The 21,182-nt window shown below is 69.0% G+C and carries 18 protein-coding genes; 4 read left to right on the forward strand and 14 right to left on the reverse strand.

The features are described from left to right. Window positions 1-143: 143 nt before the first annotated feature. The gene (locus JGS39_RS17670; RefSeq protein WP_236063317.1) at window positions 144-365 is read left to right on the forward strand and encodes a sulfurtransferase TusA family protein; all 222 of its coding nucleotides are present in this window, start codon (window positions 144-146) and stop codon (window positions 363-365) included. 63 nt (window positions 366-428) lie between these two features. Here the strand turns inward: JGS39_RS17670 and JGS39_RS17675 are convergent, their stop codons facing one another. From JGS39_RS17675 to JGS39_RS17685, 3 genes are read right to left on the reverse strand one after another with little or no spacing between them, the layout of a single operon-like run. Continuing rightward, window positions 429-887 (reverse strand): ATP-binding protein, encoded by a 459-nt coding sequence (locus tag JGS39_RS17675; RefSeq protein ID WP_236063316.1) that lies wholly within the window; start codon window positions 885-887, stop codon window positions 429-431. Window positions 888-914: 27 nt separating this feature from the next. After that, window positions 915-2,285, reverse strand: a complete 1,371-nt coding sequence (locus tag JGS39_RS17680; RefSeq protein ID WP_219570094.1) for an APC family permease — start codon at window positions 2,283-2,285, stop codon at window positions 915-917. Continuing rightward, complete coding sequence (locus tag JGS39_RS17685) at window positions 2,282-3,160, reverse strand: carbon-nitrogen hydrolase family protein (RefSeq protein ID WP_219570095.1); 879 nt, start codon at window positions 3,158-3,160, stop codon at window positions 2,282-2,284. The genes JGS39_RS17680 and JGS39_RS17685 overlap by 4 nt, the downstream gene beginning before the upstream one ends. A 749-nt stretch (window positions 3,161-3,909) precedes the next feature. Here JGS39_RS17685 and JGS39_RS17690 point away from each other — a divergent pair. Beyond that, the gene (locus tag JGS39_RS17690) at window positions 3,910-4,713 is read left to right on the forward strand and encodes a hypothetical protein (RefSeq protein WP_236065759.1); all 804 of its coding nucleotides are present in this window, start codon (window positions 3,910-3,912) and stop codon (window positions 4,711-4,713) included. Window positions 4,714-5,260: 547 nt separating this feature from the next. On the opposite strand, the gene JGS39_RS17695 is transcribed toward JGS39_RS17690, so the two are convergent. Then, the gene (locus JGS39_RS17695) at window positions 5,261-6,634 is read right to left on the reverse strand and encodes a class I SAM-dependent RNA methyltransferase (RefSeq protein WP_219570097.1); all 1,374 of its coding nucleotides are present in this window, start codon (window positions 6,632-6,634) and stop codon (window positions 5,261-5,263) included. Between the two features lie 105 nt (window positions 6,635-6,739). Then, a complete protein-coding gene (locus JGS39_RS17700) occupies window positions 6,740-8,788 on the reverse strand; it encodes an APC family permease (protein WP_219570098.1) in 2,049 nt (682 codons plus the stop codon). A 401-nt stretch (window positions 8,789-9,189) separates the two neighbouring features. On the opposite strand from JGS39_RS17700, the gene JGS39_RS17705 reads away from it, so the two are divergent. Together JGS39_RS17705 and JGS39_RS17710 are read left to right on the forward strand one after the other, a co-directional pair. Beyond that, the gene (locus JGS39_RS17705) at window positions 9,190-9,858 is read left to right on the forward strand and encodes a potassium channel family protein (RefSeq protein WP_026242838.1); all 669 of its coding nucleotides are present in this window, start codon (window positions 9,190-9,192) and stop codon (window positions 9,856-9,858) included. Continuing rightward, on the forward strand, window positions 9,858-10,535 hold the full coding sequence (locus JGS39_RS17710; RefSeq protein ID WP_148021383.1) for a potassium channel family protein: 678 nt from the start codon (window positions 9,858-9,860) through the stop codon (window positions 10,533-10,535). The genes JGS39_RS17705 and JGS39_RS17710 overlap by 1 nt, the downstream gene beginning before the upstream one ends. A 169-nt stretch (window positions 10,536-10,704) precedes the next feature. Here JGS39_RS17710 and JGS39_RS17715 read toward each other — a convergent pair whose 3' ends face one another. The 9 genes from JGS39_RS17715 to JGS39_RS17755 all read right to left on the reverse strand — a co-directional run bounded on the left by JGS39_RS17715 (window position 10,705) and on the right by JGS39_RS17755 (window position 21,181). Then, window positions 10,705-11,463, reverse strand: coding sequence for a DUF3159 domain-containing protein (locus tag JGS39_RS17715; RefSeq protein ID WP_219570099.1), 759 nt, complete (start codon window positions 11,461-11,463; stop codon window positions 10,705-10,707). A 3-nt stretch (window positions 11,464-11,466) separates the two neighbouring features. Further along, window positions 11,467-11,883, reverse strand: a complete 417-nt coding sequence (locus tag JGS39_RS17720; RefSeq protein ID WP_219570100.1) for an OB-fold nucleic acid binding domain-containing protein — start codon at window positions 11,881-11,883, stop codon at window positions 11,467-11,469. A gap of 86 nt (window positions 11,884-11,969) precedes the next feature. Next, window positions 11,970-12,662, reverse strand: a complete 693-nt coding sequence (locus JGS39_RS17725) for a response regulator (protein ID WP_219570101.1) — start codon at window positions 12,660-12,662, stop codon at window positions 11,970-11,972. A 73-nt stretch (window positions 12,663-12,735) separates the two neighbouring features. Continuing rightward, entirely contained in the window at window positions 12,736-15,279 is a 2,544-nt protein-coding gene (locus JGS39_RS17730; RefSeq protein WP_219570102.1) for a DUF4118 domain-containing protein, read from the reverse strand. Between the two features lie 242 nt (window positions 15,280-15,521). Continuing rightward, window positions 15,522-16,199: a potassium-transporting ATPase subunit C gene (locus tag JGS39_RS17735; protein ID WP_219570103.1), complete on the reverse strand. Its 678-nt coding sequence runs from the start codon at window positions 16,197-16,199 to the stop codon at window positions 15,522-15,524. Between the two features lie 6 nt (window positions 16,200-16,205). Continuing rightward, the gene (kdpB, locus tag JGS39_RS17740) at window positions 16,206-18,302 is read right to left on the reverse strand and encodes a potassium-transporting ATPase subunit KdpB (protein ID WP_219570104.1); all 2,097 of its coding nucleotides are present in this window, start codon (window positions 18,300-18,302) and stop codon (window positions 16,206-16,208) included. Window positions 18,303-18,328: 26 nt separating this feature from the next. After that, window positions 18,329-19,993, reverse strand: a complete 1,665-nt coding sequence (gene kdpA, locus JGS39_RS17745; protein ID WP_219570105.1) for a potassium-transporting ATPase subunit KdpA — start codon at window positions 19,991-19,993, stop codon at window positions 18,329-18,331. A 7-nt stretch (window positions 19,994-20,000) separates the two neighbouring features. After that, window positions 20,001-20,090, reverse strand: coding sequence for a K(+)-transporting ATPase subunit F (kdpF, locus tag JGS39_RS17750; protein ID WP_148021375.1), 90 nt, complete (start codon window positions 20,088-20,090; stop codon window positions 20,001-20,003). A 326-nt stretch (window positions 20,091-20,416) separates the two neighbouring features. After that, window positions 20,417-21,181: a DUF3710 domain-containing protein gene (locus tag JGS39_RS17755; RefSeq protein ID WP_219570106.1), complete on the reverse strand. Its 765-nt coding sequence runs from the start codon at window positions 21,179-21,181 to the stop codon at window positions 20,417-20,419. Between the last annotated feature and the right edge of the window lies 1 nt (window position 21,182).

The following is a 21,182-nucleotide window of genomic DNA, read 5'->3' on the forward strand; positions in this document are numbered from 1 at the left end:
ATCACCAGACGGTGATCACTGTCACCGCACCCAACCTCCGTGGACAGAACACCTAGCCGACGGCTGGAACCTCGAAGAGATCCACGTTTTCGAGGAAGGCGACCTGCCCCGCCACGTGTGTCGCGCCACCAGACAGCGTCCCTTTGACCGAGGCCCCCGCGCCGCCGGCGGACATCACCGTCGGCGGCGCCGGTCTGCTGTGCGTCACCTTTTTACTGCGGCTGCGCGCCCGCATTGCCGACGCAGCGGCGGGCACGGTCGCCCACGTCATCGCCGCCGACCCCGCCGCCCCGCTCGATCTCCCGCCTGGTGCCACTAACCGCGTCTCCGACTCAGTGCCCCGTGACAGTCCGATGGCGCCGTAGTTGACGCCGAGCGGATGGGCGAAGATCGTCGGCCGAGATGGTGTCGCGTGAGGTCGAGAGCGGTCATCGACGAGGCCCTGCCGGAAGGGTGAGGACGGCGACGACGATCTTTCCGTACTCGGTCTCCTCGACCGACCAGGCGCTGGCGAGGCTGTCCACGATGAACAGGCCGCGCCCGCCGGCAGCCACCGTCCCTTCGTCAACAGATGAGTTCGAAGGTCGTGCAGGTACGGCAGTGATGTCGGCCCCGCGGTCGACGACGCCCAACGCCGCACCGAACTCGTAGACCTCAACCCTTATGAGGACCGCACCGCTGCTGTGCTGGATGGCGTTGGCTATGAGCTCACTGGCCACCATCATGGCGTCGAAGAGCTGATCCTCCGCCTTGCCGTCCAGGACGTCGGCCAGGACGGTCCGGGCGGCGCGCTGCGGAGCATCGAGTCCGTCGAGCACCACATCACGGTGGACCAACAGGTCTCCGAGGCTCCGGTCACGCACCATTTCGGCAGTTGTCGTGGACATCCTCGTCTCCTCGCATTGGGAGGGGAGCTACGCGGTGACTTTGTCCGTCGCCGCGGTGTCGTCGTCGAAGGTCATCTCCGGTGCGGGTCGGCGGAAGCCCTTGGTCAGGAAGGCCAGATAGACGACGCCGATCGCCAGCCAGACGCCGCCGATCTCGAGTGCGACGTCATCGAGCCTCGTGAGCAGGTAGAGAGAGACGCCAACGCCGATGGCCGGCATCACCAGGTAGGAGAAGAGGTTGGGGGTGCGGCCGTCTCTGCGCTCTCGGACCAGGTGGGCAATCACGCAGACGTTCACCAGGGCGAAGCCGAGGAAGGCGCCGAAGTTGATGAACGAGGTGGCTGTGGTCAGGTCAAGTTTCATGGCGATGACACCGGCGGCCGCGGTCAACAACAGGTTCAGGACGGGCGTTCCGGTCTTCCCCGACAGCTTGCCGAAGACGGCCTTTGGCAGTGCGCCGTCGCGTCCCATGACGTACATGAGGCGGGCGGCGGAGGCTTGCAGGGCGATACAGGAGGCGATGGATCCGGCGATGGTGACGAAGTTGATCATCTCGGCGTACGTCTCGCCACCGACCAGGACCTTCAGGTGGTAGGCGGCCGCGTCGACGTCGACGAACTTCGCGCCGGGGTGAACCAGCTGCATCACGAAGGACAGCACGATGAAGATCGCTCCGGCGGCGATGACGCAGCCGATGATGCCGCGGCCGATCGTCCTCGCCCCGCCCTTGGCCTCCTCACCCAGCGTGGAGACGGCGTCGAAGCCAAGGAAGGAGTACGCGGCAATGGCAGCGGCCGCAGTGACCGCGCCGATCGACGTGCCGGAGTTCCACAGCGCGTCCGTGGCGGGGGCGGACGAACCGTGCTTGCCGAGAAAGACGACACACAGGGTGGCGAAGAGGACCAGCGACCCCAAAGCGATGAACATCAGGACCTTGTTGACGCGATCCGCGAGCTTCATGCCGAAGACGTTGATGGCGGTGGTGATGCCCACCGAGACGATCAGCCAGACCCATTTGGGTATCTCAGGGAACTGGGCGTGGAAGTAGATCGCGGTGATCAGCCAACCGACCATCGGGATGAAGAAGTAGTCGAGCAGCATCGCCCAGCCGGACAGGAAACCGATGCGGCTGTCGAGCATCTTGCGGGCGTAGGTGTAGACCGATCCCGCGCCGGGCACGGCGCGTGCCATCTTCGCGTAACTCAGCCCGGTGAGCAGCATCGCGAGGGTGGCGACGGCGAACGCGGTGGGGGCCGCGCCGCCGCTGGTGGCGGCGACCACGCCGAACATGGTGACGACGATGCCGGGAGAGATGTAGGCCAGGCCGAACAGGACGACGGAGAAGAGGCTCAGGTCGCCCTTCAGTCTCACGCTGTTCCCCGTGGTCTCGCTGCTCATCGCGGTGGCTCCTCGGTGGTGTGGGCGGGGTTCCAGGTGGCGGGGTCGATGCGGCCCCCGTACAGCGGGAGCTCAAGGGCTGGGTCGCCGGGCCGGAATTGGTCCCAGATCCGGTTGAGGCCGACGGTGCCGTATCGGCGGACGTTGCTGACCTCGTCGAGGTCGATGACATCGGTGAGGGTGCAGTCGCCGGAATCGACGGTTTCGGCGCGCACCGTGCCCTGGGGATCGATGACGAGGCTGCGGCCGATCGCGGAGGGGGCAGCGGAGTTGACGCTGGCGACGAAGACCTGATTGGCGATGGCATTGGCGCGGTTGAGAACGACTTCTTGCGCACGGTCGCTCGTCGGCGTGCGGACCACGTTGACGATCAGCTCGGCGCCCATCCAGGCCAGGTGGCGGGAGATCTCCGGGAACCAGGTGTCGTAGCAGATGGATAGTCCGATGCGGCCGACCCCGGCGAGGTCGACCACCTCGAACCGGTTGCCGGGTGTGGTCGTCTCGTACGGGCGCCACGGACAGATCTTGCGGTACGCGGCTAGGCGCTCACCCCGTGGTGAATAGACCGGTGCCGTGTTGTGGACGCGGTCGCCGTCTCCTCGCTCGTAGACGGTGCCGGGCACCAGCCAGATGCCCAGATCCCCCGCGAGCTCGGCGAAGACCGCGTCGCGTTTGCCGTCGAGCGGCTCGGCGGCCTCGTCCGGGGCGGCCGGGACGCCGGGGGCGCTCTCGCCGAGGTGCAGTTCGGGGTAGACGACGAGTGAGCCCGGTGCGCGCAGCTTCACGCGCCGCTCCACGTCGGCGGTAAAGCCTGCGAGGTCGTCGGCCGGGCGGCCGGGCGCCTGGGCGAGGATCAGGGGCAGAGGGCGGGCCATGCGGGAACACCAGCCAATCGAAGGGTGCATTTCACCCGGAGAAGTCGACGGAGATTCGGACTCCGGTAACCAAAAATTCCGGTGAAATAAGAATGCGCCCCATCAGTCATAGCCTCAAATACTTGGAAGGGTTGATTATCATGCCCTTGAGGCATGAAGGTGCCATACTCACCGCGTCTCCCAAGGGACCACCGCCCCGGAGAGCCGAGTGCCACGCTCATTCCTGAGCATCATGGGGACCGTTCCGCCGCCAAGGCTGCCGAGGCGGTCCGCATCGCCCTAGCCTCGCCGCCGCGCCAACCGCACAGTTGGCGAAGAGCCTCAAGCGTGACGATCTTCGACCACGGCGGCTGACCAGCATTCCCTTCCCTGGCCCGCCACCCGGCCGCCCGTGCGGACACCGGCCGCGCCGCGCAGATCACGGCGGTGGCGCCGCCCATCACCATCACCGGCGTGATCAAGCTGTTCCTAGCCACCCGGGGTCCAGGCGCACTCACCTCGCAATACCGAAAAGTAACGGATAGGTCGCACACTGCAATCGGTAAAGATCTCAGCGCACACCTTGCGTCACGGCTCGTAACCTCTAGCCTCCGTGCATGGCATTTCTCTCAAGTCGCCGCAGACGGGCACGCCTTTCTGTGGAACTCGACGACGCTGCCCTCGGCCGGCTACTGAAGTCCCTTCAGTCGACGCCGAATACAGGCGCGATCGGGACGACGGACCTGTACATGGCCCAGGTATCCCGTCTCTTGAACCAGAGCCGGGCCGACTGCGACCGCCGCGCCCATCAGCTCTCCGTGCTGGCGTACCGCCTGTCCGAATCGCACGGGCCCCGCGCCTGGGCCACTCGCGAGCCGCGAAACGCGAGCGCGCTCGTCCTCTCCGCATGGGCGCAGCTCGAACGCGGGCGCTCCCGGGGGTACCTGGAGGGCTCGGCCGGCATCGCCGACAGCTGTCGGCGCGCCGCCGAACTGGCGCCGGAGGACCCCACACCCTGGGTGGTCATGTTGGGGCTCGCACGGCTGGAGCGCCGCAGTCAGCCGGAGGTGTTCGGCCTGTGGAACGAGGTAATGACGCGCGACCGCTGGAACCGTGAGGCGTATCTGACCATGCTGCGCTATCTGGGGCCGGAGGAGATGGGATCGCGCAGCCAGGTACTGGACTTCGTCGACGCGATCCGCGCCCGCATGCCCACAAACGCGCCCTGCGCGGCCACCGAGCTCACCGCCCAGGTGCTGCAGTACCACTCCGTCCTCGCCCGAGGCGGAGTGGAGGCGCTGATGGCACGCACCCACTGGTCCCACGCATCCGCCGCCCAGGCCCTCGACCGTGCGGCACACACCTGGGCCCAGCCCGGGTTCTTCCACCACGCGGCAGCCCTCGCCGACCTGAACCTGCTGGCCTACGCGCTGATCGCCGCCGAGCGGCGCGGCGAGGCCCGCCCGGTCTTCGAGGCGATCAACGGTACGGTCGCGGCCTGGCCTTGGAGCGTCGGAGGTGACCCGGTGTCCGAGTTCGAGAAGGCGCGGAGCAGGAGCGGGGCGGGCGTATGAGTTGAGGGGACCCACCCCTCGGCTTGGGGGACCGGACAGTTCTTGACGGCAGAGCAACCGCGAGAGGGGGAACGTCGGCACACTCCGACTCCACGCAGAGAGCCACCCATCGGACCGGCCGAGGACGAAGCCGAGGCGTGGATCGCCTGGGCCGAGGGCTATGTGCAACGCCTGAATCCGCTCAGCGGTTCACCGTTGATGCCGGAAATCCCCGAACCCCGGGCCGAGAACCTCAAGCCGTTCATGCACGGCTTGAGCCCCTACGGACCCACCTACTGAGCGCCCGCCCGACTGCCGGCCGCGATACCGCGCTTGGCAGCGCGCCCGCCGCCGCAATCAGCGACGGCGGAACGGACCGCTTCCCTTCAAGTCTCCGCAAAGTCAGACCTCGGAAACTACATCCAGTACCCAGCGCGACCTGCACGATCGCCCGCCTGACACCTAGTCAGAACGAGCGTCATTTGAGCGTCACGAGCGTCATTTCAGCGTCAAGATATCGCCCGTAACGCCCACAGCGCACATAACGCACACCGCACGAACCCGCAGGTCAGACGCCCTTTGCGGCGGGCTCAAGGATCGCGACGCACTCAACGTGATGCGTCATCGGGAACAGGTCGAACGCCCGCAGCGTCCGCACCTTGTATCCGCCCTCCGCGAAGTACGCCAGGTCCCGCGCCAGCGCCGCCGGGTCGCACGCCACGTACGCGATCTTGCGTGCCCCCAGGGCGGCCAGCTGGTTCACCGTGGCCTTGCCGGCGCCCGCGCGCGGCGGGTCCAGAACGATCAGGTCGCACTCGGTGATGCCTGTGCGGGGCAGGACCTGGTCGACCTTGCCGTGCTCGATGCGGACCCGCTCCAGGTCCTTGAGGTTGTGCCGGGCGTCCTCGACCGCGCGCTTGCCGGACTCGATGCCGAGCACCGCGCCCTTCTCGCCGATGCGCTGGCCGATGGCGCCGGCGAAGAGGCCGACGCCGCAGTAGAGGTCGAGGGCCGTGTCGTTCTTGCGGGGCAGCAGGCCCTGCATGACCGCGCGGACCAGGGTGTCCGCGGCCTGCGGGTGGACCTGCCAGAAGCCTCCGGAGCCGACGCGGTACGTGCGGTCGTCGGCGCGTTCGCGGACGAAGCCGCGGCCGTGGACGCGGTGCACTCCGCCGTCGCGCTCGTCGACGCGCAGGACCGAGACGGGCTTGTCGAGCTCGACCAGCGGGAGGCGGCCGCCCTCGCGCGGGGTGAGGATGACCTGGCGGTCGTGGGAGCCGGTCGCGGCGATGGCCTCCACCGTGGCCATCTGGGGCCAGTCCTGCTTCTCGATGCCGAGCTCGGTGACACCGGGCGCGGCGATCATGCACTGGTCGATGATCTCGACGTCGTGCGAGCGGTGCTTGCGCAGGCCGACGCGGCCGTCCGCGTCGATGGCGTACTGGACGCGGGTGCGCCAGGCGGGCACCTCGCCCGGCGGAAGCTTGTCGCCCTCGGCCGGCATGACGGTGCCGTCCCAGCCCGCCTCCTCGGGGGTGAGGCCCGCGAGGCGCTGGAGCTGCTCGGCGATCACTTCGCCCTTGAGCCGGCGCTGGGCGCCCGGCTTGGCGTGCTGCCAGTCGCAGCCGCCGCACTTGCCGGGGCCGGCGAACGGGCACGGGGCCTTCACCCGGTCCTTGGACTCCTCGATGATCCGTACGGCGTCGGCGCGCAGGAAGCGGGAGTCGGTGGCGCCGTCGGTGACCTTGGCGACGACCTTCTCGCCGGGCAGGGTGTGGCGTACGAACAGGACCTGGCCCTCGGCGGTACGCGCGATGCAGTGGCCGCCGTGGGCGACCGGGCCGACCTCGACCTCGTACTCCTGCCCCACGAGAGATTCCCCGGACTTCGATTCCCCGGTCTGCGATTCCCCGGTCTGCGGCGAAGTGGATTCGTTCTGCATGAGGGGAGGGCTCCAGAGATCAGGGGGGACGGCGAACGGCCGGACAACAACCTACGAGTCTACGTGGGTGTCGTCCGGCCGCTTACCAGGAGCCGCTACGGAGCGTCAGCTCTTGTTCGTCGGTTCTTTGTGCCTGCGCTCCACCGGGCCGCGCCGCACCGAACCCGGGGCGTTCCAGTCGGCGCGCCTGCGGGCCCGCTTCTTGGCCGCCTCGGAGGACTCCAGCTGGTACGGGACGGAGGTGACCATCACACCCGGGGTGAAGAGCAGCCGGCCCTTGAGCCTGAGGGCGCTCTGGTTGTGGAGCAGGTGTTCGTACCAGTGGCCGACGACGTACTCCGGGATGTAGACGCTCACGACGTCGCGCGGGCTCTCCCGGCGCAGGCCCTTGACGTACTCGATGACCGGGCGGGTCACCTCGCGGTAGGGCGAGTCGAGGATCTTCAGCGGGACGTTGATGCCGCGCCGCTCCCAGTCCTCCTTGAGCGCCTTCGTTTCGGCCGGGTCGACGCTGATGGAGAGCGCCTCCAGGTGGTCCGAGCGGATCAGCTTCGCGTAGGCGAGTGCGCGCAGGGTGGGGCGGTGGAGCTTGGAGACCAGGACGATCGAGTGGACCCGGGAGGGGCGGACCGTCTCGTCGGACGGGGTCTCGTCGGCGGCGATCTCCGCGGCGACCCGGTCGTAGTGCTTACGGATCGCGGTCATCGTGCCGTAGAAGATCACCATGCCGAGCAGCGCGACCCAGGCGCCGTGGGTGAACTTGGTGGCGAGGACGACGACGAGCACCAGGCCGGTGAAGAAGGCCCCGAAGGTGTTGATCGCACGGGAGCGGATCATGTGGCGGCGCTTGAGCGGGTCCTTCTCGGAGCGCAGGTGCCGGTTCCAGTGCCGGACCATGCCGGTCTGGCTGAGGGTGAAGGAGACGAACACGCCGACGATGTAGAGCTGGATCAGCCGGGTCGAGTCGGCCCCGTAGATCCAGACCAGCAGGATCGCCGCGCCGGCCAGCAGCACGATGCCGTTGGAGAAGGCGAGCCGGTCGCCGCGGGTGTGCAGCTGGCGGGGCAGATAGCGGTCCTGGGCCAGGATCGAGCCGAGCAGCGGGAAGCCGTTGTACGCGGTGTTGGCGGCCAGGAAGAGGACGAGGGCGGTGGCCGCGGCGAGGATCACGAAGAAGAACGTTCCATCGCCGAAGACCGCGGCCGCGACCTGGGAGATCACCGGGTCCTGGACGAAGGACGAGCCGACGGGGGTCCCGTTGTTGATCAGGTCCTTCGCCGGGTTCTCGGCCATCTTGACGTCGGTGGCCATGGCCAGCCCGATGATGCCGCAGAACATGGTGACGGCCAGCAGGCCCATCGCCGCGAGCGTGGTGGCGGCATTCTTGCTCTTGGGCTTGCGGAAGGCGGGAACACCGTTGCTGATGGCCTCGACGCCGGTCAGGGCCGCACAACCGGAGGAGAACGCCCGCAGCAGCAGGAAGACCAGGGCGAATCCGGCCAGACCGCCGTGCTCGGCCTTGATCGTGTAGTTGGAGGTCGGGGCGTGCATGGTGTCGCCGAGGACCAGTCCGCGGAAAGCGCCCCACGCGATCATGATGAAGACGCCGGCCACGAACAGGTAGGTGGGGATGGCGAAGAGTTTGCCGGACTCCTTGACGCCGCGCAGGTTCATCACGGTCAGCAGCACGATGGCCGCGATGGCGCACGGCGTCTTGTGTTCGACGACGAACGGGATCGCGGAGCCGAGGTTCTCCACGCCCGAGGCGATGGACACCGCCACGGTCAGGACGTAGTCGACCAGCAGGGCGCTGGCCACGGTCAGTCCGGCCTTCGGGCCGAGGTTGGTGTTGGCGACCTCGTAGTCGCCGCCGCCGCTCGGGTACGCGTGCACGTTCTGCCGGTAGGAGGCGACGACGGTGAACATCAGGACCACGACGGCGACCGCGATCCACGGGCTGAAGTGGTACGCCGACACGCCCGCGATGGAGAGCACCAGGAGGACTTCTCCGGGTGCGTACGCCACCGAGGACAGCGGGTCGGATGCGAAGACGGGAAGGGCGATGCGCTTGGGGAGGAGGGTCTCCCCCAGTTTGTCGCTGCGCAGGGCCCGGCCGATCAGGATCCGTTTGGGCACGTCGGTCAGTTTGGACACGCTGAGGATCGTAAGGGTTCCGTATGCGAGCGACCCACGCACCACCCCCGTGGCCCCGCAATCTCCTGCACCTGGCTGGAAAGGCCACGAAATCCTTAACGGAATCCTTGCACCGGGGGCCCCTCGAAAGCCCTCCCGAAGCGCTCCCGACCGTTCTCTCGAACACCCTCCGAACACACCTCGGAAGTTCGTCCGAACGCTTCGGGGAACGTCGGCTTTGCCACAGTGCCCCCGGGATGAGCACACTCGAATGAGGCAACGCACCCGGCGCCGCTTAAGCTCAATCCTGGGCAACGGGACGAACCGTTGCCCCATTGTTTGCCCGGCCAGCCGAGGAATGAGTATGAGCAGGGTGTTTTCGCAGGTCAGCCGGACGACCAGGACTGCGAGGTAGGCGCAAGGTGCACATCGTCATCATGGGCTGCGGGCGAGTGGGAGCCGCTCTCGCGCAGACCCTGGAGCAGCAGGGGCACACGGTCGCCGTCATCGACCAGGACCCCACGGCGTTCCGGCGCCTCGGCTCCGGCTTCGGCGGCCGTCGCGTCACGGGGGTCGGGTTCGACCAGGACACCCTCCGCGAGGCGGGGATCGAGGAAGCCGGCGCGTTCGCAGCGGTGAGCAGCGGCGACAACTCCAACATCATCGCGGCCCGTGTGGCGCGCGAGATGTTCGGGATCGAGAACGTCGCGGCCCGGATCTACGACCCCCGGCGTGCCGAGGTGTATCAGCGTCTCGGCATCCCCACGGTCGCCACCGTGCGCTGGACCGCGGACCAGATGCTGCGCCGGCTGCTGCCCTCGGGCGCCGAGCCGCTGTGGCGCGACCCGAGCGGCGGTGTGCAGCTCGCCGAGGTGCACACCACACCGTCCTGGATCGGCCACAAGATCAGCACCCTCCAGGAGGAGACGGGCGTGCGCGTGGCCTTCCTCACCCGGTTGGGCGAAGCCATACTGCCGTCGTCGCAGACGGTGCTGCAGGAGGGCGACCTCGTCCACGTGATGATGCGTACGGACGAGATCGCGAAGGTCGAGGCGGCCTTCGCCGAGGGCCCCGAGGAGGGCGGTCACTGATGCGTGTCGCGATTGCCGGGGCCGGCGCGGTGGGTCGTTCCATCGCGGCCGAGCTGCTGGAGAACGGGCACGAGGTGCTGCTCGTCGACAAGGCGCCGACCGCCATCTCGGTGGAACGGGTGCCGATGGCCGAGTGGCTGCTGGCGGACGCCTGCGAGATCACCTCGCTGGACGAGGCGGCGCTGCAGCGGTGCAACGTCGTGATCGCAGCGACCGGTGACGACAAGGTGAACCTGGTCGTCTCGCTGCTCGCCAAGACGGAGTACGGCGTGCCGCGCGTCGTCGCCCGGGTGAACAACCCGAAGAACGAGTGGCTGTTCAACGAGTCCTGGGGCGTCGATGTGGCGGTCTCCACGCCGCGTCTGATGTCGGCCCTGGTCGAGGAGGCGGTGAGTGTCGGCGATCTGGTCCGGCTGCTGCGCTTCAGCCACGGTGACGCGAACCTGGTCGAGCTGACGCTGCCGCCGGAGTCGGCGCTCGCGGGCACGCAGGTCGGGGAGGTCGCCTGGCCGGAGGACACCTCGCTGGTCACGATCATCCGCGGACAGCGCGTGCTGACGCCGAGCACGGAGGAGACCCTGGAGGCCGGGGACGAGCTGCTGTTCGTCGCCGCCCAGGCCCGCGAGGAGCAGCTGGAGGACCTGCTGTCGGTGCGCCAGGGCGACCCGGAGAGCTGAGAGCGGAACCACGCGAGAGGGGCCTGTCACCGCCGACGGCGGTGACAGGCCCCTCTCGTCTCGTGTGTGCCAGTATCCCTGGCCGCGGCCGGATCGTGAGTGCCAGTACTCCTGGCCGCGGCCGGATCGTGTGTGCCAGTGCTCCAGGCCGCGGGCCGGATCGTGAGTGTCAGTACTCCTGGCCGCGGGCCGCCGCTTCGGCGGCCGCCGCCTTACGGGCCTTCTCGGCCTGCTCTTCGGCCTCCATCTCGGCGAAGACGTCGATGGGCGGCGGCGCCTTGGCGAGGAAGACCCAGGTGAGGTAGACCGCCAGCAGGAACGGCGGGATCTTCAGCGCGATCAGGACCCAGCCGAACTGGGTGGTGTCGGCCCACCAGTACAGCGGGAAGAGGATCGCGCACTTGGCGAGCAGGATCAGCCCCCAGGCGTAGCTGGCCTTGGCGTAGGCCTTCTTCCGGCCGGGGTTCCGGGTGCGCCAGGAGAGGTTCTCCTTGAACACCGGGCCCAGGATCAGCCCGATCAGCGGGAGACCGGCGAGCGTGCTGACCAGGTAGGCGAGGGCCAGTCCGAGCGTGTAGATCATGCCCGGGAGGTAGAAGTCCTTGGCGTTGCCGGTCATCTTCGCGAAGACGACGCCGAAGGCCACGCCGAAGACACCGCTGAAGGCGTGCTTGACGGTGTCCCTGCGGATCAGCCGGACGGCCACGAGCACCAGCGACACCGCGACGGCCGCGATGGCCGAGTTCGTGAGGTTCTTGTCGATGGTGAAGATCGTGACGAAGAGCAGTCCGGGCAGGACCGTCTCGACCATGCCCCGGATGCCGCCGAAGGCCTCGAAGAGCGCGGCCTCGGTGACCGCCTTCGCGTCGGCCTCCTGCTGGTCTGTGGTGCGGTCCGTGTCGGACGTCGGCTTGTCGAGAGACGTCACCGGCTACTCCTTGCCGAGCGGTCGGAGTTCGTATTTGGGGTTGAACAGCACCCGGCGCCCGTGGCTCATGGCGATGCGGCCGGAGGCGATGAGCTTGCGGCCCGGCTCTATGCCCATGATGGAGCGGCGGCCGAGCCAGACCACGTCGAGCGGCGCGGTGCCGTCGAAGAGCTCCGCCTCGAGGGCGGGCACTCCGGCGCGCGGTCGCAGGGTGACCGTCCGCAAGGTACCAGTGACCTTCACGATCTGGCGGTCGGAGCACTCGGAGATCCGGGTGCATCCGGATGCCTGCGAGTCCTCCTCCAGCTCCTCGCACTCCAGGTCCTCCTGGGAGCTGGAGAGCCGGTCGAGCATGCGCCGGAAGCGCCCGGACGGCCGCTCGGCCTTCTGGGACTTCTCGAATCGAGGTACGGCACTCATACCCGAAGGGTACCGGTCTCCGGAGGTCCTGGAGGGTGGCCGCCGTCTCACTCGAACGGATGGCGCGGCGCCCCGGCCTCGGTCCCTCAGGCACGCTCGAAGCGGTAGCCCATCCCGGGTTCGGTGACGAAGTGCCGGGGGTGCGAGGGGTCGGCCTCCAGCTTGCGCCTCAGCTGGGCCATGTAGACCCGCAGATAGTTGGTCTCGGTGCCGTACGAGGGCCCCCAGACCTCCTGGAGCAGCTGCTTCTGGCTGACCAGCCGGCCGCTGTTGCGGACCAGGACCTCCAGCAGGTGCCACTCGGTGGGGGTGAGCCGCACGTCGCGCCCCTCGCGGTGGACCTTCTTGGCGGCGAGGTCGACGGTGAAGCCCTCCGTCTCCACGAGCACGACCTCGTCGCCGCCGTCCTGGCCGACGGGCTCGGCACGGCGCACCGAGGCGCGCAGCCGGGCCAGCAGCTCGTCCATGCCGAACGGCTTGGTGACGTAGTCGTCGGCCCCCGCGTCCAGCGCCTCGACCTTCTCGTCGGAGGTGTGCCGGGCCGAGAGCACCAGGATCGGCACCCGGGTCCAGCCGCGCAGGCCCCTGATCACGTCGACGCCGTCCATGTCGGGCAGCCCGAGGTCGAGGACGACGACGTCGGGGTGGCGCGCGGCGGCCAGCTGGAGCGCGGTGGCCCCGTCGGGCGCGGCGTCCACCTCGTACTTGCGCGCCTTCAGGTTGATCACGAGGGCGCGTACGATCTGCGGCTCGTCGTCGACCACAAGCACCCGGGTCATCGCGGTCCTGCCTTTCTGCTGTACGTGGGTCTGTAGGTAGGTCTGTGCGCCCGTGCCCCGCCCGGGCCCCGGATCACGAGGTGACCCGTGCGGGCAGGTCGGGGCTGACCGGAACGTATCCCGAGGCCGCCTTGAGGGTCAGGACCATGGTGAGGCCTCCGCCGGGGGTGTCCTCGGCGTCCAGCGTGCCGCCCATGGACTCGACGAAGCCGCGGGCCACCGCGAGCCCCAGGCCCACTCCCGCACCGCGCGGGGCGTCGCCGTAGCGCTGGAAGGGCTCGAAGATGCGTTCCTTGGCCTCGTCGGGGACGCCCCGGCCGCCGTCGGCCACCCGTAGCTCGACCCTGGCGCCCAGCGCGCTGGCGGCCACGGTGACGCGCTCACCGTCCGGGCTGTACTTGACGGCGTTCTCCACGATGTTGGCGACGGCCCGCTCCAGCAGTCCCGGGTCGACGGCGACCATGGGCAACGTCTCGGGGATGTCCAGCTCGACGCTGTCCTCGGGGACGCCGCCCAGGGCCATGGGCACGACCTCGTCGAGGTCGATCTCGCGGATCAGCGGGGTGACGGTGCCGGTCTGCAGGCGGGACATGTCCAGGAGGTTGCCGACGAGGTGGTCGAGGCGGTCGGCGCCGTTCTCGATGCCTTCGAGGAATTCGGCCTCGTCGTCGTCGGACCAGGCGACGTCGTCGGAGCGCAGGGAGCTGACGGCGGCCTTGATGGCTGCGAGGGGGGTCCGCAGGTCGTGGCTGACGGCGGCCAGCAGCGCGGTCCTGATCCGGTTGCCCTCGGCGAGCCTGCGGGCCTCCTCAGCCTCGCCGACCAGGCGCTGGCGGTCCAGGACGACGGCCGCCTGGGCGGCGAAGGCGCCGAGCACTCGGCGGTCCTCGGCGGGCAGCACCCGGCCGGAGAGGGCCAGGGCCATGTGGTCGCCGACGGGCATGTCCACATCGGCGTCCTCGGGCCGGGCGACCGGCGCCGGTCCGACGCTGCCGGCGCACGTCCACGGGTCGACGTCGCTCTGCCGCTCCAGCAGGGCGACGGACTCCATCCCGAAGGTCTCGCGGACCCGGTCCAGGAGCGCGGCCAGGGTGGTCTCGCCGCGCAGCACGCTGCCGGCCAGGAAGGAGAGGATCTCGGACTCGGCGCGCAGCCTGGCGGCCTGATGGGTGCGGCGGGCCGCGAGGTCCACGACGGAGGCCACCGCGACGGCCACCGCGAAGAAGATCACGATGGCGACGAAGTTCTCGGGGTCCTGCACGGTCAGGGTGTGCGTCGGTGGGGTGAACCAGTAGTTCAGCAGCAGCGAGCCCGCGGCGGCCGACGCCAGGGCCGGACGCAGCCCGCCGAGCAGGGCCGCGGCGACGGTCAGGAAGAGGAAGAGCAGCACGTCGTTGGCGAGTCCGGGGCCGTTCTCCATGCCCTTGAGGAGCAGGGAGAGGAGCACCGGTCCGCCTACGCCGACGAGCCAGCCCCAGATGATGCGGGCGCGGCCGAGCCGGGCACCGCGGGCGATGGGGAGGCCGCGGCCCTTGGCGACCTCGTCGTGGGTGACGATGTGCACGTCGAGGTCGGTGCCGGACTCGCGGGCGACGGTGGCGCCGACGCCGGGTCCGTAGATGTACTGCCAGGCCTTGCGGCGGCTGGAGCCGAGGACGATCTGGGTGGCGTTGACGCCCCGGGCGAATTCGAGGAGCGCGGAGGGTATGTCGTCGCCGATGACGTGGTGGAAGGTGCCGCCGAGGTCCTCGACGAGCGTGCGCTGGACGGTCAGCTCCTTGGGCGAGGCCGACGTCAGCCCGTCGCTGCGGGCGATGTAGACGGCGAGGATCTCGCTGCCGGAGCCCTTGGCCGCCATCCGGGACGCGCGGCGGATGAGGGTGCGGCCCTCGGGGCCGCCGGTGAGTCCGACGACGATGCGCTCACGGGCCTGCCAGGTGGTGCGGATGTTGTGCTCGCCGCGGTACTGCTGGAGGTACTCGTCGACCCGGTCGGCGACCCAGAGCAGCGCCAGCTCGCGCAGCGCGGTGAGGTTGCCGGGGCGGAAGTAGTTGGAGAGCGAGGCGTCGATCCGGTCCGGCTTGTAGATGTTGCCGTGGGCCATTCGCCGGCGCAGTGCCTGGGGCGACATGTCGACCAGTTCGAGCTGGTCGGCGCGGCGGACGACTTCGTCGGGCACGGTCTCGCGCTGGCGTACGCCGGTTATGGACTCGACGACGTCCCCGAGGGACTCCAGGTGCTGGATGTTGACCGTGGACACCACGTCGATGCCGGCCTGGAGGAGTTCTTCGACGTCCTGCCAGCGCTTGGCGTTGCGGGAGCCCGGCACATTGGTGTGCGCGAGTTCGTCCACCAGGGCGACGGCCGGGGCGCGCTCCAGGACGGCCTCGACGTCCATCTCCGTGAAGACGGCGGAGCGGTACTCGATCTCGCGGCGCCGGATCTGTTCCAGGCCGTGCAGCATGACCTCGGTGCGCGGGCGGTCGTGATGCTCGACGAAGCCGACGACGCAGTCGGTGCCGCGCTCCACCCGGCGGTGCGCCTCGGAGAGCATCGCGTACGTCTTGCCGACGCCGGGTGCCGCACCGAGGTAGATCCGAAGTTTGCCGCGCGCCATGGCCCCATTGTCTTCCTGAAACCGGTTCTGTTCACCGACACCGGCGGCGGCCCATGCGGCAGCCACTGTCGAACCTACTCCGTTGATTTCGTCATATCGGGCGAGGACTGCGGGCGCCGTCCGTATTGACGTAATTCTGATGCCCCGGCCCTGTCGGCGTCATTCCGGTGCCTGGGACCTGTCGGCGTCATTCCGGTGCCCGGGTCCGGCCGCCGCGGCCGGACCCGGGCACCGCGGTGCGTTCAGCGCGTTCCCGTGCCGTTCACGAGTCCCCGCAGTGCGATGTTGAGCTGGAGGACGTTGACCCGCGGTTCACCGACGAAGCCGAGGATGCGGCCGTCGGTGTGCTGGTCGACGAGCTTGCGGACCTGTGCGGTGTCGAGGTGGTTGCGTGCCGCGACACGGTTGACCTGGAGGTCGGCGTAGGCCGGGGAGATGTCCGGGTCGAGGCCGGAGGCGGAGGACGTGACCGCGTCGGCCGGCACCTGGGAGGGGCTGACGGGGTGGCCGGGGACGGAGTTGTCCTTGACGACGGCTGCCTTGGCGGTGGTGACCCAGTCGATGAGTTCCTCGTTGTCGCCGGAGCGGTTGGTCGCGCCGGAGAGGATCAGGGAGTACTGGGTGTTGACGCTGTTGGTGCCGAGGCCGTTGGAGGGGCGGGGCTGGAACCACTTGAGGTCGGGGGCCGCGGTCTCCTGGCCCTTCTTGAGGGGAAGGTCGTAGCGCTGGCCGATGAGTTCGGAGCCGACGACCTTGCCGTTCGCCGAGACCTCGGAGCCGTTGGCACGTCCGGGCATGAGTCCCTGGGCGACGCCCGTGACAGCGAGGGGGTAGATGACGCCGCAGACCAGGGTGAGGACGAGCAGGGCGCGCAGGCCTGCCCAGAGCAGGCGGGCGGAGTTTCCTACGGAGCTGTTCATGGCAGGTCAGCCGATTCCGGGGATGAGGGAGATGATCAGGTCGATGATCTTGATGCCGGCGAACGGGGCGATCAGCCCGCCGAGCCCGTAGACGCAGAGGTTCCGCCGGAGCATCGAGTCCGCGCCGCTGGGCCGGTAGCGGACGCCCTTGAGCGCGAGCGGGACCAGCGCGACGATGATCAGCGCGTTGAAGATCACGGCGGACAGGATCGCGGACCGGGGTGAGGACAGGTCCATGATGTTGAGCTTGTCCAGGCCCGGGTAGACCACGGCGAACATCGCGGGAATGATCGCGAAGTACTTCGCGACGTCGTTGGCGATGGAGAACGTCGTCAGGGCGCCGCGGGTGATCAGCAGCTGTTTGCCGATCTCCACGATCTCGATGAGCTTGGTGGGGTTGGAGTCCAGGTCCACCATGTTCCCGGCCTCCTTGGCGGCCGAGGTTCCGGTGTTCATGGCCACCCCGACATCGGCCTGGGCGAGCGCCGGGGCATCGTTCGTGCCGTCGCCGGTCATCGCGACGAGCTTGCCGCCGGCCTGCTCCCGCTTGATGAGGGCCATCTTGTCCTCGGGCGTGGCCTCGGCGAGGAAGTCGTCGACGCCCGCCTCCTGTGCGATGGCCTTCGCGGTGAGCGGGTTGTCACCGGTGATCATGACCGTACGGATGCCCATCCGGCGCAGTTCGTCGAACCGTTCCCGCATGCCCTCCTTGACGACGTCCTTGAGGTGGATGACGCCCAGGACCCGGGCCCCGTCCTCGTCCTGGCGGGCGACCAGCAGCGGGGTGCCGCCGGCCGCGGAGATGCGGTCGGTGAGTGCCTGCGCGTCCGGCGAGACGCTGCCGCCCCGCTCCCGCACCCAGGCGACGACCGAGCCGGTCGCGCCCTTGCGGACCTTGCGTCCGTCGACGTCCACGCCCGACATGCGGGTCTGGGCGGTGAACGCCACCCACTCCGCCAGGGCGAGCTCGCCCTGGTGACGCTCGCGCAGGCCGTACTTCTCCTTGGCGAGGATCACCACGGACCGGCCCTCGGGCGTTTCGTCGGCCAGCGAGGAGAGCTGGGCGGCGTCCGCCAGTTCGGCCTCCGTCACCCCTGGGACGGGGAGGAACTCGGCGGCCTGGCGGTTGCCGAGGGTGATGGTGCCCGTCTTGTCGAGCAGCAGCGTCGAGACGTCTCCCGCCGCTTCGACGGCGCGTCCGGACATGGCGAGCACGTTGCGCTGGACGAGGCGGTCCATGCCGGCGATGCCGATCGCGGAGAGCAGCGCGCCGATGGTGGTCGGGATCAGACAGACCAGCAGCGCGGCCAGCACGATCATGGACTGCTCACTGCCGGCGTAGATCGCGAACGGCTGCAGAGTGACCACGGCCAGCAGGAACACGATGGTGAGGGAGGCCAGCAGGATGTTGAGCGCGATCTCGTTGGGTGTCTTCTGCCGGGCCGCACCCTCGACCAGGGCGATCATCCGGTCGATGAACGTCTCGCCCGGCTTGGTGGTGATCTTGACGACGATGCGGTCGGAGAGCACCTTCGTGCCGCCGGTGACGGCGCTGCGGTCGCCTCCGGACTCCCGGATGACCGGGGCGGACTCGCCGGTGATCGCGGACTCGTCGACGCTCGCGACGCCCTCGACGACGTCCCCGTCGCCCGGAATGATGTCGCCCGCCTCGCACACCACGAGATCGCCGATGCGCAGTTCCGCGCCGGGGACCCTCTCCTCGTTCTTGCCGATGATCCGGCGGGCGACGGTGTCGGTCTTGGCCTTGCGCAGGGTGTCGGCCTGGGCCTTGCCGCGGCCCTCGGCCACCGCCTCCGCCAGGTTGGCGAAGACCGTCGTCAGCCACAGCCAGACGGCGATCGCCCAGCCGAACCAGTCGGTCGGATCCAGCGCCGCGAGCACGGTGGTCAGCACCGAGCCGACCAGCACCACGAACATCACCGGCGACTTGACCATCACCCGTGGGTCGAGCTTGCGTATCGCGTCGGGGAAGGAGGCGATCAGCATCCGGGGATCGAACAGCCCGGCGCCGACGCGCCCTTCGGGAGCGGGCCCGGCCGGAGAATCCTGACGGGGTGCTCGGGCCGGAGTGACTGTGGACATCGTGTCCTCTTGCTTCGTACGGACGGTCATGACGCCAGCCCCTCGGCCAGCGGCCCCAGGGCAAGGGCCGGGAAGTAGGTCAGCCCGGCGATGATCATGATGGTGGCGACCAGCAGCCCGCTGAACAGCGGTTTGTGGGTGCCCAGGGTGCCGACGGTCGCCGGTACGGGCCGCTGCTCGGCGAGCGAGCCGGCCAGGGCTAGGACGAACACCATGGGCAGGAACCGGCCCAGCAGCATCGCGAGCCCGATCGTGGTGTTGAACCACTGGGTGTCCGCGTTGAGCCCGGCGAACGCCGAACCGTTGTTGTTGGCGCCGGAGGTGTAGGCGTACAGGATCTCCGAGAAGCCGTGTGCGCCCGAGTTGGTCATCGAGTTGCCCGGCGTGGGAAGGGCCATCGCCACGGCGGTGAAGCAGAGCACCAGGGCCGGTGTGATGAGGATGTAGCAGGCCGCGAGCTTGATCTCGCGGGTGCCGATCTTCTTGCCCAGGTACTCCGGCGTACGGCCGACCATCAGACCGGCGATGAACACCGCGATGACCGCCATGATCAGCATCCCGTAGAGACCGGAGCCGGTGCCGCCGGGGGCGATCTCGCCGAGTTGCATGCCGAGCATCGTGATGCCGCCGCCGAGGCCGGTGAACGAGGAGTGGAACGAGTTCACCGCACCGGTCGAGGTGAGCGTGGTGGCCACCGCGAAGATGGACGAGCCGCCGACGCCGAACCGGTTCTCCTTGCCCTCCATCGCGCCGCCCGCGATCTCGAACGCGGGCCCGTGGTGGGCGAATTCGGTCCACATCATCAGGGCGGTGAACCCGAGCCAGATGACGCCCATCGTGGCGAGGATCGCGTACCCCTGCTTGAGCGAACCGACCATGCGGCCGAAGGTGCGCGTCAGGGCGAAGGGTATGACGAGGATCAGGAAGATCTCGAAGAGGTTGGAGAGCCCGTTGGGGTTCTCGAAGGGGTGGGCCGAGTTGGCGTTGAAGTAACCGCCGCCGTTGGTGCCCAGCTCCTTGATGACCTCCTGGGACGCGACCGCGCCGCCGTTCCACTGCTGCGATCCGCCCGTGAACTGTCCGACCTCGTGGATGCCGGAGAAGTTCTGGATGGCTCCGCAGGCGACGAGTACGAGCGCGCCGATCACCGCGATCGGCAGCAGGATCCGTACGGTGCCGCGCACCAGGTCGGCCCAGAAGTTGCCGAGTTCACCGGTGCGGGTGGCGGCGAACCCCCGGACGAGTGCCACCGCGACGGCGATGCCGACGGCGGCCGAGACGAAGTTCTGCACCGCGAGGCCGCCGGTCTGCACGACGTGGCCCATGGCCTGCTCGCCGTAGTACGACTGCCAGTTGGTGTTGGCGACGAACGAGGCCGCCGTGTTGAACGCCTGGTCGGGGTCGATCGAGGCGAAGCCGAGCGAACCGGGCAGGGAGCCCTGCAGCCGCTGCAGCAGATACAGGAAGAGGACGCTCACGGCGGAGAAGGCGAGAACACCGCGCAGATAGGCGGGCCAGCGCATCTGCGTGTTCGGATGGGCGCCGATGGCCTTGTACATCCACTTCTCCACCCGCAGGTGCTTCGCGGAGGAGTAGACGCCGGCCATGTAGTCACCGAGCGGGCGGTACGCCAGACCCAGCGCCACGACGAGCGCGAGGACCTGGAGCACGCCGGCGAGGACGGGGCTCATATCGGGCTCAGAACCTCTCCGGGTACAGAAGGGCGAGGACGAGATAGCCCAGCAGGGCTACGGCCACGACGAGGCCGGTCACGTTTTCGGCAGTCACAGCTTCGCCACCCCCTTGGCAATGAGTGCCACCAGCGCGAAGACCGCGATCGTGGTGACGACGAAGGCCAGGTCGGCCATCGGGTGCTCCTGGATGAGGTGCGGATTTCTCGGACCTCTTGAGCAAACCCCCTGCCCGCACCCCCGTGACCTGCGTTGATGGCTTCCTTACGGGGACGGGCCCGGCCTTGACGCCGCCCGTACGTGCCCGATACGCGCCCCATACGGACGGGCCTTCGCGCCCCTCTCCCCCGGACACACAGAAGCCGGTGGCCCGTATCCCTGCGAAGGGGTACGGGCCACCGGCTCAGTGTGAAGCGGTGCGGGTCAGCGCACCTCGGTGATCTCGGGGCCGCGCTGGAGGCCCGCCATGCCGCCGGAGAACTTCGAGCCCTCCTGCTCCTCCTGCTGAACACCCTCGGGAACCATCTGGGCGTCGTTGGGGAGCTTGAGGACGATCGGGTCGCGCGGGGCCATCGGCCCGTCGCCGCGGACCACGACGGTGTCCCGGAAGACCGTCTCCAGGAGACCGGCGGCCTCCGGCTGCACGGCGCCCTGGCCGGAGATCACGCCGCGCAGGAACCAGCGCGGGCCGTCGATGCCGACGAAACGCACCATCTGCACGCCGTTCGCCCCGTCGGGGAGCTGTACGGGGACCTGCGCGCGCAGCTCCCAGCCCAGCGGGCCCTCGACCTCGTCGATGATGCCGCCCTGCTGGGTGATACCGGAGGCGATCTCCTCGCGGACCTCGCCCCAGATGCCCTCCTTCTTGGGGGCTGCGAAGGCCTGCAGCTGGATCGCGCTGTCGCGCAGCACCACCGTGGCGGCGACGATCGCGTCACCGGCGACCTCTACGCGCAGCTCCATGCCCTCGACACCGGGCACGAAGATGCCGCCCAGGTCGACCCGGCCCTCGCCGGGCTGGGAGACCTCTTCGATGTCCCACGGCCCGTCCGGCCGCGGTGCCGGCGGAAGGTTCGTCCGGCGCGATCCGCCCTCGGCGTCATCGAGCCCGTCGACGACCTGCTCGGCCTCGCGCGCTTCGTCCGCCGTGTCATCGGCGGAACCACTGTTCTTGCGACGTCCGAACACG

The organism is Streptomyces poriferorum, assembly GCF_019399235.1.
GTDB classification, from domain to species: Bacteria; Actinomycetota; Actinomycetes; order Streptomycetales; family Streptomycetaceae; genus Streptomyces; species Streptomyces poriferorum.

Excerpts from the sequence above, each read along its gene's own strand:
- JGS39_RS17675 (WP_236063316.1), bottom strand. The coding sequence starts at position 887 with ATGTCCACGACAACTGCCGAAATGGTGCGTGACCGGAGCCTCGGAGAC.
- JGS39_RS17680 (WP_219570094.1), bottom strand. The coding sequence starts at position 2,285 with ATGAGCAGCGAGACCACGGGGAACAGCGTGAGACTGAAGGGCGACCTG.
- JGS39_RS17685 (WP_219570095.1), bottom strand. The coding sequence starts at position 3,160 with ATGGCCCGCCCTCTGCCCCTGATCCTCGCCCAGGCGCCCGGCCGCCCG.
- JGS39_RS17695 (WP_219570097.1), bottom strand. The coding sequence starts at position 6,634 with ATGCAGAACGAATCCACTTCGCCGCAGACCGGGGAATCGCAGACCGGG.
- JGS39_RS17710 (WP_148021383.1), top strand. The coding sequence starts at position 9,858 with ATGCGTGTCGCGATTGCCGGGGCCGGCGCGGTGGGTCGTTCCATCGCG.
- JGS39_RS17720 (WP_219570100.1), bottom strand. The coding sequence starts at position 11,883 with ATGAGTGCCGTACCTCGATTCGAGAAGTCCCAGAAGGCCGAGCGGCCG.
- JGS39_RS17725 (WP_219570101.1), bottom strand. The coding sequence starts at position 12,662 with ATGACCCGGGTGCTTGTGGTCGACGACGAGCCGCAGATCGTACGCGCC.
- JGS39_RS17730 (WP_219570102.1), bottom strand. The coding sequence starts at position 15,279 with ATGGCGCGCGGCAAACTTCGGATCTACCTCGGTGCGGCACCCGGCGTC.
- JGS39_RS17735 (WP_219570103.1), bottom strand. The coding sequence starts at position 16,199 with ATGAACAGCTCCGTAGGAAACTCCGCCCGCCTGCTCTGGGCAGGCCTG.
- kdpB (WP_219570104.1), bottom strand. The coding sequence starts at position 18,302 with ATGTCCACAGTCACTCCGGCCCGAGCACCCCGTCAGGATTCTCCGGCC.
- kdpA (WP_219570105.1), bottom strand. The coding sequence starts at position 19,993 with ATGAGCCCCGTCCTCGCCGGCGTGCTCCAGGTCCTCGCGCTCGTCGTG.